Source organism: Nocardiopsis sp. NPDC058789 (assembly GCF_042745575.1).
Classification (GTDB): Bacteria; Actinomycetota; Actinomycetes; order Streptosporangiales; family Streptosporangiaceae; genus Nocardiopsis; species Nocardiopsis eucommiae.
Genome location: NZ_JBHYOW010000012.1, coordinates 190,168 through 208,800, shown reverse-complemented (window position 1 = coordinate 208,800; position 18,633 = coordinate 190,168). Strand labels below are relative to the sequence as shown.

General features: G+C 72.0%; 15 protein-coding genes. 5 read left to right on the top strand and 10 right to left on the bottom strand.

The genetic code is table 11. From position 1 onward, the window contains the following. Positions 1-5: 5 nt before the first annotated feature. The 3 genes from ACFW3L_RS19515 to wecB form a co-directional block, all read right to left on the bottom strand. Positions 6-2,195 carry a glycosyltransferase gene (locus tag ACFW3L_RS19515; RefSeq protein ID WP_378742483.1) on the bottom strand — a complete coding sequence of 730 codons (2,190 nt, stop codon included), beginning with the start codon at positions 2,193-2,195 and terminating at the stop codon, positions 6-8. A gap of 136 nt (positions 2,196-2,331) precedes the next feature. Next, positions 2,332-4,077, bottom strand: coding sequence for a hypothetical protein (locus tag ACFW3L_RS19510; protein ID WP_378742422.1), 1,746 nt, complete (start codon positions 4,075-4,077; stop codon positions 2,332-2,334). A gap of 109 nt (positions 4,078-4,186) precedes the next feature. Beyond that, entirely contained in the window at positions 4,187-5,296 is a 1,110-nt protein-coding gene (gene wecB, locus ACFW3L_RS19505; RefSeq protein WP_378742420.1) for a non-hydrolyzing UDP-N-acetylglucosamine 2-epimerase, read from the bottom strand. A 235-nt stretch (positions 5,297-5,531) separates the two neighbouring features. Here wecB and ACFW3L_RS19500 point away from each other — a divergent pair, with 235 nt between their 5' ends. From ACFW3L_RS19500 to ACFW3L_RS19485, 4 genes are all read left to right on the top strand, one after another. Next, positions 5,532-7,286, top strand: coding sequence for a glycosyltransferase family 4 protein (locus tag ACFW3L_RS19500; protein ID WP_378742418.1), 1,755 nt, complete (start codon positions 5,532-5,534; stop codon positions 7,284-7,286). Positions 7,287-7,398: 112 nt separating this feature from the next. After that, the gene (locus ACFW3L_RS19495; RefSeq protein WP_378742416.1) at positions 7,399-8,769 is read left to right on the top strand and encodes a nucleotide sugar dehydrogenase; all 1,371 of its coding nucleotides are present in this window, start codon (positions 7,399-7,401) and stop codon (positions 8,767-8,769) included. A gap of 250 nt (positions 8,770-9,019) precedes the next feature. Continuing rightward, a complete protein-coding gene (locus tag ACFW3L_RS19490; protein WP_378742414.1) occupies positions 9,020-10,201 on the top strand; it encodes a glycosyltransferase in 1,182 nt (393 codons plus the stop codon). Positions 10,202-10,315: 114 nt separating this feature from the next. Further along, complete coding sequence (locus ACFW3L_RS19485) at positions 10,316-10,921, top strand: malonic semialdehyde reductase (RefSeq protein ID WP_378742412.1); 606 nt, start codon at positions 10,316-10,318, stop codon at positions 10,919-10,921. 54 nt (positions 10,922-10,975) lie between these two features. On the opposite strand, the gene ACFW3L_RS19480 is transcribed toward ACFW3L_RS19485, so the two are convergent. The 6 genes from ACFW3L_RS19480 to ACFW3L_RS19455 form a co-directional block, all read right to left on the bottom strand. After that, positions 10,976-12,649, bottom strand: coding sequence for a PP2C family protein-serine/threonine phosphatase (locus ACFW3L_RS19480; RefSeq protein ID WP_378742410.1), 1,674 nt, complete (start codon positions 12,647-12,649; stop codon positions 10,976-10,978). Next, the gene (locus ACFW3L_RS19475) at positions 12,646-13,692 is read right to left on the bottom strand and encodes a SpoIIE family protein phosphatase (protein WP_378742408.1); all 1,047 of its coding nucleotides are present in this window, start codon (positions 13,690-13,692) and stop codon (positions 12,646-12,648) included. The genes ACFW3L_RS19480 and ACFW3L_RS19475 overlap by 4 nt, the downstream gene beginning before the upstream one ends. Further along, positions 13,689-14,126 (bottom strand): anti-sigma regulatory factor, encoded by a 438-nt coding sequence (locus ACFW3L_RS19470; protein WP_378742407.1) that lies wholly within the window; start codon positions 14,124-14,126, stop codon positions 13,689-13,691. Before ACFW3L_RS19470 ends, ACFW3L_RS19475 begins: the two co-directional genes overlap by 4 nt. Next, positions 14,123-14,539, bottom strand: a complete 417-nt coding sequence (locus tag ACFW3L_RS19465) for an STAS domain-containing protein (protein WP_352388145.1) — start codon at positions 14,537-14,539, stop codon at positions 14,123-14,125. Before ACFW3L_RS19465 ends, ACFW3L_RS19470 begins: the two co-directional genes overlap by 4 nt. 20 nt (positions 14,540-14,559) lie before the next feature. Then, a complete protein-coding gene (locus ACFW3L_RS19460) occupies positions 14,560-15,438 on the bottom strand; it encodes an STAS domain-containing protein (RefSeq protein WP_378742404.1) in 879 nt (292 codons plus the stop codon). Positions 15,439-15,543: 105 nt separating this feature from the next. Next, positions 15,544-16,710 carry a PP2C family protein-serine/threonine phosphatase gene (locus tag ACFW3L_RS19455; RefSeq protein ID WP_378742481.1) on the bottom strand — a complete coding sequence of 389 codons (1,167 nt, stop codon included), beginning with the start codon at positions 16,708-16,710 and terminating at the stop codon, positions 15,544-15,546. Between the two features lie 169 nt (positions 16,711-16,879). Between ACFW3L_RS19455 and ACFW3L_RS19450 the strand changes: the two genes are divergently transcribed. Further along, on the top strand, positions 16,880-17,377 hold the full coding sequence (locus tag ACFW3L_RS19450; RefSeq protein WP_378742402.1) for a MarR family winged helix-turn-helix transcriptional regulator: 498 nt from the start codon (positions 16,880-16,882) through the stop codon (positions 17,375-17,377). Positions 17,378-17,630: 253 nt separating this feature from the next. Here the strand turns inward: ACFW3L_RS19450 and ACFW3L_RS19445 are convergent, their stop codons facing one another. Beyond that, positions 17,631-18,461, bottom strand: a complete 831-nt coding sequence (locus ACFW3L_RS19445) for a glycosyltransferase family 2 protein (protein WP_378742479.1) — start codon at positions 18,459-18,461, stop codon at positions 17,631-17,633. Positions 18,462-18,633 lie beyond the last annotated feature (172 nt).

The following is an 18,633-nucleotide window of genomic DNA, read 5'->3' as shown; positions in this document are numbered from 1 at the left end:
GACTCCTAGTTGGCGCTCGCGTGCGCCGTGGAACCCTGGGCGGCGGGGACCTCGCCCCGGACGACCAGATCACTCCACAGCCCCCGGACCCGCTCCAACCCGTAGACGGCCGTCACCTCCGCGCGGGCGCGCTCGCTCTCCTCACCGAACCGGCCCTCGGAGACGGTCGCGTGGATGGACTCGGCCATGGCCACCGCGTCGTCGTGGATCCAGTGCGGGTCGTAGATGGTGTCCGAGCCCGGCCACGCGAGGAGTGCCGGGAGCCCGCCGGAGGCCGCGCACTCGGCGGGGGCCAGGTGGAAGGACTCGTCGTCACTGGTGGAGAGCACGATCCCGACCCGGCGCAGCCAGGTGGCCACGTCCGGCCCGAATCCGTCGAAGACCACCCCGGAGGCCAGGCTCTCGTCACGCTGGATACGCCGGTACACCCGCTCGAAGTAGGCGCGCTCCTCCGGCCGGTTCCAGATCCACCAGTACTCCCACGGCTGCTTGGTCTTGACCGACAGCGTGTATCGGGGGTCCATCCGGCGCAGCTCCGAGAGCACGTCGAGTCCCCGGTCCAGGCGCTTGCGGGACGGCGCGATGCCGATCATGCCGAGCGAGTACTCGGCCCCGGCGAGCTTGGGGCGGTCCAGCTGGCGGTCGTCCACCCAGTTGGGCAGGACCACGACCTTCTCGGCGGGCCAGCCGGTGATCTCGCGGGTGAGGTCGGCGTAGTGCGGGCTCACGCAGACGACCGCGTCGACCTTGGCGATCTCCAGGCGGCGCGGCCACTCCGCGTACAGTTCGAAGCGGTGCAGACGGACGATCAGCCGCTGGTCCGGGCGCTTCCACTTGGCGTAGAAGAGCGCGTTGGGACCGCACCACTCGCAGATGACCACGTCGGCCCAGGCGGCGAGTTCCCGGGACCGGTACTGGTCGTGGGTGCTCAGCCCCTCCCACTCGTCGATGCGCACGTCCAGGCCGGGCAGCGAGTCCAGGTACTCGGCCAGGCGGGTGAAGAACTTGAGGTCGTGCCCGGCGATGACCACCTTGAGCGGACGTTCGGGGTCGGTGCCCTCGGGAGCGGCGGGGATGGCCTCGGCCAGGTATCCGCGCAGGCGCTCGGCCGCGCGTTCCAGGGTGTGGTTCGCGGCGGCGGCGCGGCAGCGTTCGGCGGCCTCGGCGTAGACGGAGCGGTCGTGGTAGGCGCGGGCGATCACGGCGGCCACGGAACCGGTGTCCTCACCGGCGAACAGCGGGTAGTCGGCGCCGAGCAGGGCCTCGTGCATGGGGGTGCGGTTGAGGACCACGGGCAGGCCGAGCGCACCCAGTTCCAGGACCTTGGTGGACAGCTCCAGGCTGGCGTCCATGTCCGGGTCGCGCCAGGAGAGTCCGAAGTCGCACTCGGCGGACTGGCGGAGGGCGTCGGCCCGCGCCATGCCGCCGCGCCAGTCCACGTGCGGGGTGCTCTCCAGGGCCCTGCGCATGCGCTTGGCCCAGTCGGCGGGCTCGGCGTGGATCTTGTCACCGATCATCACCAGTTCGGAGTCCACCCCGAGGCGGGCCAGCTCCTCGGGCAGGCCGGTCATCTCCAGGGTGTTCCAGCGGGGCGCGAACTTGCCGGTGTAGGCCAGGCGTGTGCGCGCGCGGGTCCGGCCGTCGGCGGCGATGCCCTCGGGCACCACCGCGACGGGCGGGAACAGGACGGAACGGCCACAGGCGGCGGGGACCGTGGACTCCAGGAAGGCCCGCAGCTCCTCGGTCTGGCAGAGCACGAACCGTGAGGCCAGCGCGATGTCGGTGAGCTCGGCGGTGGCGGTCGCGGAGAGTTCCCCGACGCTGTGCGGGAAGTCCGTGAGGTAGGTCCACAGCTTCCCGGACAGGCTCTCCTCCTGTGCGGCCAGACCAGCGAGTCGGCGGCCCCGGACCACGACGAGGTCGAAGGGCCTGCGTGAGTGCAGCCCGCCCATGAGCTCCACGGCCTGCTCGGGCGTGAGGCCGCGCGGTCCGAGGTCGGACAGGAGCTTGTCCTCGTAGGGGCGGATCAGTCTGACCCCGGGGGTCGCGGTGAGCGGCGCCGTCAGCCGGTCGGTGCGGACCTGGGCCTTGAGCAGCAGGGTGACCTCGCAACCCGCCGCCGCCAGGGCCTGCGCCATCGACTGCGCCCAGATCGCCGAGCCGTCGATGATGTTCAGGTCCACGTCCCCGTACAAGAGTGCGCGCGGAGGAGCTGTGCTCACGTTCTTCCCTTCGGATGCTGATGGGTGGCCCGAGTCTTGCGTACTACCGCGCCGCGCGCGTCCGTCGGGGGCGGACCGGCCGACGACTGGTCGGGCGTCGTCGGGGTGGTCAACCGACCGCGCCCGTCGAGGCGTCGGCGTGGGCGGGTCCCTCGTTGTCGCCGTCGGTGCCGGAGCCGTGGTCCGGGCCCAGGGCCAGGAGCCGGGTACCGCGCCGGTTCCACTCCGCCGGGAGCCAGCCCCGGCGCAGGAGGTCGGTGCGCGCCAGCTCCGGGGTGACGGAGGTGACGAACACGTACTGTCTGCCCCCGGTGTCGCGGTCGAAAAAGCCCCGCTCCCCCAGGCCCGGGACCCCGGGGTCGTCGGAGTCGGGGGTGCCGACCGCGTCCGCGTCCGAGCACTCGGCGGCGCAGGCGAGGTCGGCCAGGCGGTGGCGGCCGACCGGGCCGGTCCACAGGTGCGACCACGGTGAGGTGGCCCGTTCGGCCAGGGCCGCCCAGTGCTCCGGTTCGAACCCGCCGACCTGGGAGCGGGTGCCCTCCCGGGTGAGTTCCTCGGGAGTGTCGGGCGCGGTCGAGCGGACGGTGCGCACGGTGAGGCCCTCGGCCCGCAGGCGCTGGACCCCGGGCATGCGCGCGGCGGTGTCGGGGACGACCACCTCGGCGGGGCGCAGGCGTGAGCCGAGGAGGTCGGCGGCGAGACGTTCGGCCTCGGCCTCGGAGGCCGGGTCCGCCAGGACGGCGACCCCCCTGCCGCTCAGCGGGAGTTCGGTGCCGGGGGTGCCCGACGCGAAGTCGAGACCCTCCAGGAGGGCGGCCAGCCGGACGGGGGCCGCCTCGTCGAGGAACACCTGGCGCAGCATGGCCCGCACCTCGCGGGGCGTGGGTGGCTCCGCGCGCAGCCGTGGCACGGTGACAGCGAGGTCCTCGGTGTCGGGCGCGGGCACGGCCGGGTGCGAGACCACCCGGGTGCCACAGGCCCAGGCGCGGCGGCGCAGGCGCAGGTCGCCGTGGCCGGACTCGGGGATCACGGCGACGTTGGCCGCGCGCAGGGCGTCGGGCAGGTCCGGGGAGTCGGCGTCCACCACACCCGCGCCGAGGTCCACCAGGACGTCGGGGACCGGCTGGTCCGGGGAGGTGCGGACGAAGACGGCCTCGGGTCCGGAGACGAGTTCGGCGGCCACCGGGTTGAACTGGTGCAGCGGCACCCCGGCGTCGCCCTTGTGCACGCGGTCGAAGCCGAGCTGGCGCAGGGCGGGCGGGGCCGGTGCGTCGTCGAGCAGGACCGTGGGGATACCGCGTGCGGCCGCGGACTCCAGCACCCAGTGCAGGGCGCGGGTGCGGTCGACGGCGGCGGGGTCGCCCACGTGGGCCCAGGGAGAGCCGGGCGCGGCGGCGGAGGACGACACCAGGAGCAGGTCGACGTCGACCGCGTCCATGACGATCTGGGCGTCGTGCGGGCGCAGCGGCACCGTGCGGAGGTAGGGGTCCACGGCCTTCTCCACGGCCGGGCCGAGGACGGTGGCGACCACCAGCAGGTCCTCGCGGCCTCCGCTCAGACCGGTGAGGAGGCGGGCCTCCTGACGGTCGGCGTCGAAGGAGCGGACCGGCTCGACTCCGCGCCGCTGGGCGTGGTTGGTGGCGCCGCTGCGGCGCCACAGCCGGTAGAGGTCGCGCGGGAGCCTGACCAGGGAGCGGCCGGGCCGTTTGGCGGCGGCGGTGAGTGCGCGACCCACCTGGAGGGAGGTCGACCCCTCGAGCGAGGCCAGGCGGGCCTGGGCCTCCTGGAGCTGGGCCTCGCGCTCGGCCAGGGCTTGCCGAAGCTGTTCGGTCTGGCTCTGTTCACGCCGTTTCACGGTCTGCCACCTTGTGCTCGGTTCGGGAAACCTCGGGTCGGGACACCGGGGTGTCCGTGGTGTGGTCCGGGTGCCGGGGGGCGCCCGCGCGGAGGGGGGACACGGCCGCTCACCGCGACCACTGGGTGAGGACGGAGGCGATGCGCTCGCCCGAGCGGCCGTCCCACAGCGGTGGCACGTCACCGAACCGTTCCTCGGTCCGTCCGTCCAGGACCTTGCCGAGGGCCTGGAGGAGCTCGGCCTCCGTGACCAGCTGGTTGGTGCCGTGGGTGATGGTGATCGGGCGTTCCGTGTTGGGTCGCAGGGTCAGGCAGGGGACCCCGAGGATCGTGGTCTCCTCCTGGACGCCTCCGGAGTCGGTGACCACGGCGGCGGCGCCCCGGGTGAGGGCGACGAAGTCGAGGTATCCGAGCGGTTCGAGCAGGCGCACGCGCGGGTGGTCGCCCAGCCCGGCGCGGTCGAAGGCGGCCTTGCCGCGGGGGTGCACCGGCATGACCACGTCGGTGCGGTCCGCGATCTCGTGCAGCCGCTCGGTGAGGAGGGCGACGTTGGCCGGGTCGTCCACGTTCGCGGGCCGGTGCAGGGTCGCGGCCACGTACCGTTCGGGCAGGTCGAGTCGGGCGCGCAGGGCGTCGGCGTCGAAGCGGTCGAGGTTGCCCAGGAGCGTGTCGATCATCGGGTTGCCGACGAGGTGGACACGGTCCGGGGAGATGCCCTCGGTGGCCAGGTGACCGACGGCTTCGGGGCTGGTCGCGAAGAGGAGGTCGCTGAGCTGGTCGGTGACCCGCCGGTTGATCTCCTCGGGCATGGTGTTGTCGAAGGAGCGCAGGCCCGCCTCGACGTGCGCGACGGGGACGCCGAGCTTGGCGGCGACCAGGGCGGCGGCGACGGTGGAGTTCACGTCGCCGTAGACCACGACCATCCCGGGCGTGTTCGCGGTGAACTCGCGCTCCAGGCCGACCATGAGCGCGGCGGTCTGGGAGGCGTGCGAACCGGAGCCGACCCCGAGGTCGACGTCCGGCGTGGGCAGGCCGAGGTCCCGGAAGAAGACGGCGGACATGCGGTCGTCGTAGTGCTGACCGGTGTGCAGGACCGTCTGGTGCGCGCCCCGCCCGCGCAGGGCGGAGACGACCGGAGCGGCCTTCACGAAGTTGGGGCGGGCCCCGACCACGTGCACGATCCCGGTGTCCTGGCTGCCAAGAGGCGCACTCGTTGCCACGGCTGTTTCCTTCTGCTTCTGGTGGGGGTGTCTGCTGTGCTGGTGTGGGCCGGGGTCCGGCCGGGCGGTCGGTGCGCACGGCCCGGGTGACGGAGTTCTTTGCCCCAGCCGTCCCGTCCGTGTCGCCGTGTTGTCACCATCCGGCCACGTCCACGTGGTTGTGTGACTGACCGTGCATGACTCCCAGATTTCCGAACCCCGTGTTCCGCGTTCGCGCGTCCTCTGGCCGAGGGCGGTGACCTTCACCGCGTCGCTGGCCTGGCACCACCTGCGTTCCGATCCGGCCCGCCTGCCGCTGCTGGCGCTGCGGCTGATGCCCGGCCCGGTACGGACCTCGGCGCGTGCCGTGTCCGCCCGTTCGGGCGCGCTGCCGCGTGCCTACTCCCTGTGGGACCAGGGACGGCGCGAGGAGGCACGCGAGGTGCTGCTGTCCGCCGCCACGAACGCCTCGCCCCGCAGGGTGGGGCGCCTGGTCGCGGCCGCCCTCGCCGCCGGTGACGCCGACACAGCTCGTGACCTGGCCGAACGTCTTCCCCCGGGGCCGCACAGGACCTCGGCGGAGTACCGGACCGCCTTGGCCACGGGACGTGCCGTCCCCGCGTCCCCGTCCGTTTCGCCTGACCGTCACGGGTTCACGTTAACCCGCGGTGCGCCAACGCGGCCTGACGACACGGTGAACGCTCAGCGACCGGCCACCGGCGCGGATGACGGCGGGCGCTGGCGGGTGGCGGCCGACCCGGGGAGGCCCGGTGCGGGGATCCGGGTGCTGCATCTGGTCACCAACGCGCTTCCGCACACCAACGCGGGCTACACGCAGCGCACGCACCGGATCGCGGTGGCGCAGCGGGAGGCCGGGATGGACGTGCACGTGGCCACCCGGGCCGGGTATCCGCTGACCAAGGGGGTCCCGGATCCGCGCACGCTGGTGCGGCTGGACGGGGTGGCCTACCACCGGCTCCTGCCGTGGGCGGCGCCCCGGGACCACGTCGACGAACTGGAGTCGGGGCTGCGGCTGGCTTCGGAGTTGGTGGCGGCGGTGCGCCCGGACGTGCTGCACGCGGCCAGCAACCACCACAACGCGCGGCTCGCCCTGGAGCTGGGACGCCGGTTCGGGTTGCCGGTGGTCTACGAGGTCCGGGGGTTCCTGGAGGAGTCCTGGCTGTCCCGGGACACGTCACGCAGTGTGGACGACGCCTTCTACCAGGCCGAACGCGCCAGCGAGACGGAGTGCATGCTCGCCGCCGACCTCGTGGTGACGCTCGGGGAGACCATGCGGGCCGACATCGAGGCGCGCGGGGTGCCCCGGGAGCGTCTGCTGGTGGTCCCCAACGCCGTGGACGAGTCGTTCCTGGAGCCGCTGCCGTCGGGTGCGGAGGTCCGCCGCGGGCTGGGGATCGGGCCGGACGAGTTCGTGGTGGGCACCACCACGAGCTGCTTCGGCTACGAGGGGCTGGACGTGCTTCTGGACGCGGTCGCGGTCATGCGTGATCGGGGCGAACGGGCCCACGCCCTGGTGGTCGGTGACGGGCCGGATCTGGCCACGCTGCGTGACCGCGCCCGGCGGCTCGGGCTGGAGGGCGCGGCGCACTTCCCGGGGCGGGTCCCCGCCGACCGGGTCCGCCATCACCACGCCGCGCTGGACGTCTTCGCCGTGCCACGACTTGATGAACGCGTGTGCCGCTTGGTGACACCGCTGAAGCCGGTGGAGGCCATGGCTGGTGGGCTTCCTGTTGTCGCGAGTGATCTTCCCGCACTGCGAGAGATCGTGGAACCGGGGGTGTCCGGTGAGTTAATTCCGGCGGGCGAATCGGCACGTCTAGCTGATGTCCTCACAAATCTCGCCTACAGTCATCCAAAGCGGACGTCCTACGGTCAAGCTGGTCAGAAGCGTGTCGGAGCCAACCGAACGTGGACCGAGGCCGCATACCGCTACAGCCAGGCGTATCGGGTTCTTATTCGAAAAATGTCCGAACCAGGACAGATCCCGTAACCGGGGACGACGTCTACCTACACTCGGACGTCCAGCACTCCGAATGGTGGATCCATGGCAGTCCTCGACTATTTGCGCCCGTTCACGAAATGAATGCGAGTGTGACCGCGAAGTGGATGCCGCAGCCTCCAACCCAGTCCCTGTCCCCGAGCAGAGCTCCGGTTCGGCCAGCGACCTCGTCGTCCTCGGCCTCGGTTACGTCGGTCTCCCGTTGGCGGCTGAGGCCGTCTCGGCGGGACTGAGGGTGACCGGATTCGACGTGAGCACGAGAGTGGTCGACGGTCTCAACGAGTCCGTGTCGCACATCGACGACCTGTCGACGGACGACGTCGCCTCGATGCTGGCCAGAGGGTTCAGCGCGACCACCGACCCCGCGTGCCTCGCCACGGCCCGCACCATCGTCATCTGCGTACCGACGCCGCTCTCCCCGGAGGGCGGCCCGGACCTGGGCGCGGTCACCTCGGCCTCCAGGGCCATCGCCGCGCACCTGTCCCCGGGCACCCTGGTGATCCTGGAGTCCACGACCTACCCGGGCACCACCGAGGAGGTCGTCCGGCCGCTCCTGGAGGAGTCCGGCCTCGTCGCCGGTGCCGACTTCCACCTGGCCTTCTCGCCCGAGCGCATCGACCCGGGCAACCCGACCTTCGGCGTCGCCAACACCCCGAAGGTGGTCGGCGGCCTGACCGAGGAGTGCGGCGAGGCGGCCGCGGCGTTCTACGGGAACTTCGTGAACACCGTGGTCCGGGCGCGCGGCACCCGCGAGGCGGAGATGGCCAAGCTCCTGGAGAACACCTACCGGCACGTGAACATCGCGCTGGTGAACGAGATGGCCGTCTTCTGCCAGGAGCTCGGCATCGACCTGTGGGACTCGATCTCGGCGGCCGCCACCAAGCCGTTCGGCTTCCAGGCGTTCTACCCGGGTCCGGGCGTGGGTGGCCACTGCATCCCCATCGACCCGAACTACCTCTCCTACAAGGTCAAGACGCTCGGCTACCCGTTCCGGTTCGTCGAGCTGGCCCAGGAGATCAACGGCCGGATGCCCGCGTACGTGACCCAGCGCGCGCAGGAACTGCTCAACGAGTCCGGCCTGGCGCTCTCCAGGTCCAAGGTCCTGCTGCTGGGCGTCACCTACAAGGCCGACATCGCGGACCAGCGCGAGTCGCCCGCGCGTCCGGTGGCCCGCAAGCTGGCGGCCAAGGGCGCCACGCTCACCTACCACGACCCGCACGTGGACTCCTGGCAGGTGGACGGGGTGGACGTCCCGCGCTCCACCGACCTGGAGCGGGCGATGGCCGAGGCCGACCTGACCGTCCTGCTCACGGACCACGCCGACTACCGGCCCAAGCTGCTCACCGAGTACGCGCGGCTGCTGCTGGACACCCGCGGTGTCCTGCGGCGCTCCGACCCGGACGCCGAGGCCGTGGCCGAGGTTCCCTCACAGGCGCGCCGTCGCGTGCAGCGTGAGGGTGTCCAGGTCCTCTGAACGGCCCGGTAGACCCGGGACCACCAAGGCACGTCGCTTCGGACGCCATCGCGCGTTCGGCGGCGTGCCTTCGTGCGTTCACCGTGACCCAGCCAAGGGTTCACCGGATGCACCCCACGCGTCCACTCGGCTTTCCTCGGGCGGTTTCCGCAGGTGAATAGCGTGTCGCACAGCTGATACCGCACCCTCACAGCGGATCATCGTAATACGGACAAGTCGTACCAACTGGTGACATACGTAGGTGATCTCGATGCACGCGCTTGTGGCCACGATTGTGCACCACCCCGAGGACGCCCGGATCCTGCACCGACAGATCCGCGCCCTCGTGGACGCCGGACACACCGTGACGTACGTCGCCCCGTTCCGGGAGTGCGGAGTGACCCCTTGGGACCAGGTGCGTTCCGTGGACGTCCCCCGCGCCTCGGGCCGTGACCGACTGTCCTCTCTGAGGGCCGCCCGGGCCGCGCTGGCACGCCTGGCTCCGCAGGCCGACCTCCTGCTCTTCCACGACCCCGAGCTGCTGTTGGCCCTGCCGTCCAAGCGCCCGGTGACGGTGTGGGACGTGCACGAGGACACCCCCGCCGCGCTCCTCACCAAGTCCTGGATCCCGGAGCGGCTCCGCAGACCGCTCGGCTCCGTCGTGCGCGGTTTCGAGCGCCGCGCGGAGCGCAGGATGCGCCTGCTGCTGGCCGAGGAGGGGTACCGGCCCCGCTTCCGGGGCGCCCATCCGGTGGTTCCCAACACCACCGAGGTCCCCGACACCCCGCTCCGGCCGCCCGGCGACGACCGGGTCGTCTACCTGGGCCAGCTCTCCAGGGCCCGGGGCGCCCACGACCTGATCGAGATGGGCCGACGGCTGCGCGACCACGGGGTGCGCCTGGAGGTCATCGGCGGCGCCGACCACGAGATCCGGCCGCTGCTGCGGGACGCCCACCAGGAGAACGCGCTGCACTGGTACGGGTTCGTGCCCAACGACCGGGCGCTGCGCATGGCCGCGGGTGCCCTGGCCGGGATCAGCCTGCTGCACGACACCGACAACTACCGGCACTCCCTGCCCACCAAGGTCGTGGAGTACATGGCCCACGGGCTGCCGGTGGTCACCTCACCGAACCCGATGGCGCGGGCCCTGGTGACCCAGCGCCCGGAGGGCCCCGCGGGTCTGGTGGTCCCGTTCGAGGACCCGTCCGCCGCCGTCCGCGCGGTGCTGGAGCTCCGCGACGACCCGGGCCAGCGTGAGCAGTTCGCACGTACCGGTCACCGGATCGCGCGGACCTCGTTCCACTGGCCGGTACAGGCGCGCATGTTCGTCAAGCAGCTGGAGGAGTGGGTCACCGAGGCCAACGGGCCGAGGCCGACGATACCGCGCCAGCGCGTGCCGCGACCGAGCGGTCGGCGGCCGAGCGGTCGACGTCCGGCGCCGCTCGTGGAGTGAGTGAGCTCACCAATGGTTCTCTGTTGAAATATCTTCCTGGCAAACCAGGTTGTGCCCGGTAGCCGGCCCCCAGCGGCATGCCCTGAACCGCACGAGCACAGCTGAGGTTTCCCTATGAGTGACGCCCTCGTTCTGGCCAAGGACGCGCAGGACCTTCTGTTCCGCAGCGCGCGCACCGCCAACACCTTCACCGACGAACCGGTGACCGACGAGCAGCTGCGCGCCATCTACGACCTGGTCAAGTACGGCCCCACGGCGATGAACAACCAGCCGCTCCGGGTCACCGCCGTCCGCTCGCCAGAGGCCCGCGAGCGCCTCGTCAGGCACATGGCCGGGAACAACGCCCCCAAGACCGCCACGGCCCCGCTGGCCCTGGTGCTGTCGGCCGACAGCTCCTTCCACGAGCACTTCCCCACGACCTTCCCCGTCCTCCCGGACGCCCGTGAGAACTTCTCCGGTATGCCGGTCGAGGCCCGTGAGGACATGGCCATGCGGAACGCGTTCCTCCAGGTCGCCTACCTGATCGTCGGTGTGCGCGCCGCCGGTCTGGCCGCCGGGCCGATGACCGGCTTCGACGCCGAGGGCCTGCGCGAGGACCTCTTCGGCGCGGACTCCACCCAGACCCCGCTGGTCGTCATGAACATCGGTCGCCCCGGCCCCGACGCGTGGTTCGACCGTCTCCCCCGCCTCGACTACGAGGCCGCAGTCACCGAGATCTGATCCTCGGTGAGGGAAAGGGGGCGGGGTGCCCACACACGGCACCCCGCCCCTTCGTCATTCCGCGGGCGGCACGGGCCCGAGCACCAGCATGCACACGTCATCGTCGCAGGCGTGCCCGCGCAGCGCCGAGGCCAGCAGCCGGTCCGCGGCCTCCTCGGCCCCCCGGGAGCGTCGCGACGCGTCCCCGAAGCACGCCCGCAGCCGGGCGATCCCGGTGTCGATGGGCTCGCCCCGCCGCTCGACCAGACCATCGGTGTACAGCAGCAGGGCGCCTCCCGGGGGGACCTCCACGCGGTTGTCCGTGAAGGTGAGGTCGATGGGCAGGCCCAGCATTCCGCCCGAGTCCGCCTCGACCGGAGCCGCCTCCCCCGAAGCGTCGCGCAGCAGCGGTGGCGGGTGCCCCGCCGACGCCAGTGTCACGTGGGGGTCGCCCGGACGGAAGCGGACGATGACCGCCGTGGCGAACAGGTCCGGCTCCAACCGGTCCAGCAGGCGGTGCAGGAGCCCCAGGAGAGCGGCCGGGCTCCGCTCGTGGACCGAGTAGGCGCGCAGGGCCGTCCTCAGCTGGCCCATGGTGACCGCCGCGTGGATACCGTGACCGGTGACGTCACCGACCACCCCGACGTACTCGCCGTCCTCGACCGGGAAGACGTCGTACCAGTCGCCCCCCACGTTCATTCCGTCCTCGGCGGGCAGGTACCGCGCGGTCAGCTCCATCCCCGGCAGCCGGGGGAGCCGGGTCAGCATGGCGCGTTGGAGCGCCGCCGCGGTGTCCCGCTCGTGCTCGAAGCGCTGGGCGTTGTCCATCGCCGTGGCCACCCGCCGCGCCAGCTCCCCGAGCATGACGTCGTCGTCGGGGACGGCTCCGTCGGTCCGGTGCAGGACCATGGCGCCCAGCGAGCGGGACGCGAGGAGGAACGGGAAGGCGGTACCGACCAGGCCCTCGGGTGTCGCCTCGCCGCGCACGGGACGCCGCTCCGCGACCGCACGGACCGCGGCGTCCGGGGGCGCGCCGCTCCCGGACCCCTCCAGGGGCACCAGCGAGCCCTCCTCGACCACCCACAGGTCCACGGCGGACGCGTGGACGGGGATCAGCAGCTTCTCCAGACGCCCGTAGATCTCCGAGCGTTGGAGGGTGGCCATGAGCTGCGCGCTCGCTGCGGACAGGAAGGTGAGCCGGTTCCGCGCCGTCTCGGCCTCGTCCCTGGCGGCCCGCTCCGCCCGCAGCAGTCTGCGCTGTTCGTCGCTGGCCTGGGCGAGTTCGGCGTGCAGGGCCAGCACACCCAGGTTGGTCTCCTCCAGTTCCCGCTGGTGGGAGTCGAGTTCCCGGGCCCGCTGAGTCGCCAGCCCCGACAGCCTCCTCTGGTGCCGGTCGTCGTCCAACTGCTGCGCGACCAGCAGTTCGACCTCGGACTCGGGTGGTTCGAGGGCGGTGTCCGGCAGGGGACCGTCCAGGACCAGGGTGCGGGACCAGGCTCCGTCCGGCTCCGTACCGTCCCCGAGCACACTGGCCCGTAGTTCACGGAGGTCCCCCGACGCCTCCAGCCGCACGACGGCGGCCCGGCCCGCGCCGACCCGGTCCAGGGCGTGTTCGGTGGTGGCGGACAGGAGGTCCGCGCCCCTCTCCTTGACGTCACCGTCCGCGCGCAGGACGTGCCCGACCCGGGCACGGGCCAGCGCCACGTCGACGGCCGAGCGCACGTGCTCGTTCAGGAGACGGTGTCTCATGTCCTCACCCCCTGGAGGCGTCCGGTGTGCCGTACGACGGCGACGGCGGTGTCGTCCCGCAGGGGGCGGGCGGCACTGCCCGCGTCCCGGAACACCCGTGCGGCGATCAGCGCGGCGTCCAGGTCGGCCAGGCGTTCGATCCCCTCCGGAGACCACCGGCTGGGCAGCCCGTCGGTGCAGAGCACCAGGAGGTCGCCCGGGTGCCACTCCCGGTGCAGCGGCACCGGCGTGCGCAGGCCGAAGGCTCCGACGATCCCGGGGCGGGACAGGAGCGTCTCCCAACCGCCGCGGCTGTACAGCCGCGCACCGATGTTGCCCACCCCGCAGAAGCTGAGCCGGTGCGCCGACTCGTCGATGTCGGCCACGGCCACGGCCGCGCCACGGCTCGACCTCAGCTCCGAGTGCAGGAACCGCAGGAGGTCCTCGGGTCTGTCACCCGCCCTGCTCCGCACCGTCCGGGCGGCCAGGTCGCTGGCCTCGGCCGCCGCCGGGCCGTGCCCGAGGCCGTCCGCCAGCATGACGGTCCGGTGACCCGAGGCGCTGCGGAAGGCGAGGCCGTCGCCGGACTCGGGCGCGCCTCCCAGCGGCAGGTGCAGTCCCCCGGTCACGGCGCCCGAGGCGAAGGCCTCACGGGCCCCCTGCGGTGCGATCCGGGCGAGGGCCAGGGTGCCCTGCCCGGGGACGCTGTCCACCGCGAAGTAGTCGCAGGCCCGGAGGCACGCGCCCAGACCGGTGCCGAGAGAGCTCCCCGTGGTGAAGCCGTCGGTCATGGCCCGCCGCACGTCACGGATGCCCGGCCCGTGGTCGAGGGCGAGGATCTGGAGGGCCCGGGCGTTGCCCCACGGGTCACGGGAGATCTCGGCGACGAGTCTGCCCCCGCCCGCGTACTTGACCGCGTTGGTGGCCAGTTCGGTCGCCACCAGGGCGGCGTCCCCGGCGCGTTCGGGGTCCAGCCCCGAGGCGGCGGCCGCCGCCTCGGCCGCCTCGCGCGCCCGGCGGACCAGCGTGGAGTCGCTGACCGTCACGTCCCAGACCCTGGTCATCGGCGTCCGTTGAGCGGCGGGCCCGACCACAGGGTGGCGGTGACGGCGGTGCCCTCTCCCGGTGTGGTCTCGACCTCGAAGTCGTCGACCAGCCGCTTGGAACCGCTCAGCCCCATGCCGAGGCCGCCCGCCGTCGAGTACCCGTCACGCAGGGCGAGGGCGATGTCGGGGATGCCGGGTCCCTCGTCGGAGAAGACCAGGGTGATGCCGGTCCGACCGTCGCCGTCGGTGGAGAGTTCCACGGTCACGCTCCCGCCCCCGCCGTGGATCAGGGTGTTGCGGGCCAGTTCGCTGGCGGCGGTGACGAGCTTGGTCTGCTGGACGAGGCCGAACCCCTGCTCCTGGGAGAGGCCGCGCACGCGCTGGCGCACCGTCATGAGGTCCGCGTCGTTGCGGACCGGCAGACGGAAGGAGGTGCGCTCGTCGGTGCTCACGTCTCGTTCCAGTCCGTGCCCCTGGCGGCCGTCCGTGGTGCGGTGTCGCGGATCTCGATCCCGAAGCGGGCCGCCGCTTCCGAGACCGTCCGGGCGGTGTCGAGCCCGGGCAGCGCGAGACCGAGTTCGACCAGGGTGATGGCGACGCTCGGGCGCATACCCACGAGCACCGCCTGGGCGGCGAGGAGCCGGGCTCCCGCGGCCAGTTCCGCCAGGACCCGGGCGAGGAAGGAGTCGACCATGTCGAGTCCGCTGATGTCGATGATGACCCCCCGGGCCCCCGTCGAGGCGACGGCGCGGGTCACGTCCGTCCGCAGGTCGACGGCGGCGTGGTCGAGGAGTTCTCCCTGGATACTGATGAGCAGGATGCCACCCAGGTCCAGGACGGGGACGGGGGATGCTCCAGGCTGCACGGGCGGGTCCGATCGGTGAGTCAGGCGCGGGGCGGGAGCCCCTGGACGTTCGTGTTCTGCCGTTCCAACGCGAGTTCCAGCGCGTCCGCGAGGGTGGCCCGGGTGGTGACCGGGCCGAGGTCGAGTCCGAGCTGGACGATGGTCTGCGCGATGGCGGGCCGGATACCAGAGATCACGCAGTCGGCCCCCATGAGGCGGGCGGAGGCGACGGTCTTCATGAGGTGCTGGGCGACGAGCGAGTCGACCGTGGGCACACCGGTGATGTCGAGGATGGCCATGTTCGCGTTGTGTTCGACGATGGCCTCCAGGAGGTTCTCCATGACGACCTGGCTGCGCGCGCTGTCGAGCATGCCGATCAGCGGAACGGCCACCAGGCGGTCCCAGAGCTTGATCACCGGGGTGCCCATCTCCATCAGCTGCTGGCGCTGGCGGTCGACGATCTCCCGGTTCTCCTGGAGGGTGGTCTCGATGACGACGACCCTGAACGTGGACAGCAGCTCGGTCCACAGCAGCCGCGCGAGCAGCACCTCGCGTCCGTCGGCGTCCTCGGCCTCGCGTTCCAGGATCTCGACCGGGGCGGCCCCGAGCGCGCCGACCTCACGGTCGATCTGACCGACGGAGAGCCCGGACCGGCTCCGGGAGGCGCTCATCGCCGCCAACTGTTGCCGGATCGTTCCGAAACCGGGGGCCTCGATGTCGTCGACCCGTCCGGTCTCCGCCACCTGGGCCAGGGATTCGAGCACCGAGTGGCAGGCCTCCACGGCCTCGTCCCGGGTGACGGTGAAGACCGCCTGGAACAGCGGCAGGTCCGCCCAGCGCTGGGCGATCTGCTCGCTCCTGTCCCGCAGGACACGGGCCACGGTCCGCGGCGCGTTCCCCGTCGGGGAGTCGTCGGTCATGTCGTTTCCGTCCTCGATCGTTTGTCGCCCGACAACTGTCTACCAGAATGTCCCGGCCGGGGTCGGTTTCCTGCACCGTTTCCGGCGCCGTCCGCCCGTCGGAGCTCAGTCCTTGCCGCGCCAGTCCAGGCACACCACCAGTGCGTCGTCCTCGCTTCTCTCCGCTCGACGGTATCCGCTGAGATGGCGCAGAATCTCCTGGGGGACCGAGGCTGCGGGCAACAGCCGCGTCGCGAGGATGGAGCGGGCCAGCGAACGGTGGCCGAAGGTCTCGCGGCCGCGCCCCGACGCGTCGAAGACCCCGTCACTGACGAAGACCAGCCGGTCTCCCGGCTGGACGGTGAAACGCTGGGTCGTGTAGACGGTGTCCTCCGCCATGCCCAGCGGCATCTGGGCGTCGAACGGGAAGTGCGCCACCGCGTCGTCCCGCAGCAGGTACAGGCGCGGGGACCCCGCGTCGACGACCTCGACCTCCCCCGTGGCCTGGTCGAAGGAGAGCAGCAGCAGGTCCAGGTAGAGCTCTCCCTGGTGCTGCGCGAAGACGGCCTTGTCGGCGAGTGCGACCTGGTCGGCCAACGGCACCCCGGCCCGGCGCGCGTTGCGCAGGGCGTTCACCGCGAGGCTGGTGAGCAGGGACGCCTCGATGCCCTCCCCCATGCCGTTGGTGACGCCGAGCAGCAGGCGCTCTCCCCCGGCCGACCAGTCGAAGTTGTCGCCCCGAATGGAGTAGGCGGGCTCCAGCTGGGCTCCCAGCGCGTACTCCGGGCACTCGTAGGCCCGTCCCGCCAGGAGGTCCCACTGGATCTCCGCCGCCAGGGTGAGTCGGCCCCGGCGCCGTAGGACGCGGTAGTGGTCGGTGTCCCTCTCCGCGACGAGCAGTTCGTGCCCCAGGGCGCGGGCGACGCGCTCCAGTTCCCTGATCGACTCCGGGGTCGGCTCGGGGGTGGGCAGCTCGACCACGAGCACCCCCGTGCGGTCACCCCGGAGGGTCACGGGGAGGCGCACCACGGAGCGACCGGCACCGGGGAAACCCTCGACCATGGGTTCCTGGGAGCCGAAGACCCTCCCCTCGATGCTGTTGAAGAGCGAGAGCCAGCGCGGCTCCTCCCCCGGATCGGTGACGTGGCACAGGGACGTCATCCCGTAGTCGGCCAGCAGCAGGTTCGCCGCCAGCGCCTCGAAGTTCTCGGTCAGGGCCGCGCGCAACGCGGTCAGCAGACCGTCGGGCCTGGCCTGCTGGAGGGCCCGTACGACTGCCTCGTAACCGTTCAAAGTCGTCAACCTGTGTTTTCTGTCAGGGGGAGTAGACGTCCCCCGCCCGATCTGCGGGAGGGGACGGCGATCGGGCACGGAACCGGGCGTTCCGTTATGGTCTTGGAGATACCCGGCCGCCGACCAGGGCACGGGTCCTACTCACAACCGCGAGTGGTGAGGCTGGAAAGTGAGCGCTGAATCGCAGGAAAAGGCACATGACGCCACCCGGGCCGCCTCGGAGGCGACCGAACTGATGGAGGTGCTGTGGGGCCGTGGGCGCGAGTTGGCGACAGCGCCGGTCTCAGCGTCCCAACTCAAGGTCCTGTTCATCCTCGACGGCGAGGACGGCGTGAACCTGCGGACCATCACCGATCGTCTGGGCTCCACCCCTCCGTCCGTCAGCAGACTGTGTGACCGCCTGGAGGCGGTCGGCTTCGTACACAGGACCTCCAGCCCCAACAGCCGTCGTGAGCTGCGGGTCTGGCTGACCGAGAGCGGGCGCTCGTTCATGCGGGACCTTCGCGCCCGGAGGGAGCGTGAGCTCCACACCGTGATCGCCCGTATGCCCCCGAGGAAACGGGCGATGCTGCTGGAGGGTCTCGCCGCCTTCCAGGAGTCGGCGAGCCGGGTCGACGGTGACACCGGAGAGGCCGAGCACGAGCGACGGGGATTCCGCACGGCGTGAACCGCCGCCGTCCGGCGCCCCTCCCACCGCAAAACAATGCCCACATCGTCAACTATTGTCAAGAAGCAACAGTCTGGCCGGCCTCCGGTGATGACCGGGTGCACGGGCCCGCACACGAACGCTCCCCAGGAGTGGGACCGAGTAGGTCGGTCCGGCTCCTGGGGAGCGATCCACGGGGCGGGCACCGTGCGCGCCGACGCCCCGAACCCCTGTGTCCGTTGGCCTCGGCCCGCGCGCGGGCCGAAGCCAACCGTCAGATGACCGGGGGACGACCGGCGCGGGTCATCCGCCAGGCGGTGCGCCAGCTGATCGGCGTACGCCGCCCCGCGTCCTCGCGCCAGCCCTCACGGAAACCGGAGAACCACGACCTCAGGGCCTCGCGGTCGCGCTCGCGTAGGACGGTCAGCCCCACCCAGGTGCCCAGGTAGGCGAAGGCCAGGGGCCACGGCAGGTTGCGGCGGGCCAGCCACACCCGGTTCCGGGCGTTGAGCCGGTAGAAGTTCTCGTGCCGCGTCGGCGCCACCGCCGGGTGGTACATCACGGCGTCGGCGTCGTACTCGATCGTGTACCCGGCGTCCATGATCCGCCAGGCGAGGTCGGTCTCCTCGTGGGCGTAGAAGAACTCGCCGGGCAGGCCGCCGCCCTCGTCGAAGGCGGTGCGCCGCACGGCGCTCGCCCCGCCGAGGAACGTGGTCACCACGCTCGACTTACGGGAGTCGCCCACGCGCAGCCGGGGCACGTGACGGCGCTGGTCGGGGCCGCCGTCCGGGTCCGCGATCCGGAACGACAGCGCGCCCAGCGCGGGATCGGCCGCGAACCGCTCGCGCACGTGCCGGGCCAGGTCCATGGACCGGTACCAGCCGTCGTCGTCCAGGAACAGGACCACGTCGCCGCTGGTCGCCCGCACGCCCTCGTTACGTCCGGCGGGGATGCCCACGTTCTCCGGGAGCCGCACGGTGGTGACGCCCTCGGGCAGCTCGGGCAGGTCGGCGCCGTTGCCGACGACGACCACCTCGACGTCGGCGTCCTGCTGCTCGAACACGCTCGTGATCGCGCGCCGCAGCTCGGCCGGGCGGTTGCCCATGGTGAGCAGGACGCAGGACAGTGTGGGCTTTCCAGGCACCTGGGAACTGCTCCGTTCGGCTCTGGGCGCACGGTTGTCGTGCGCCGTGGGCGCGCCGGAGCCTTGCGATGGAGGGATCACGGGTGTGGCCATGGTTGCGACCGTTCAGTGGACGTCGTGCGGCTGACAGGTG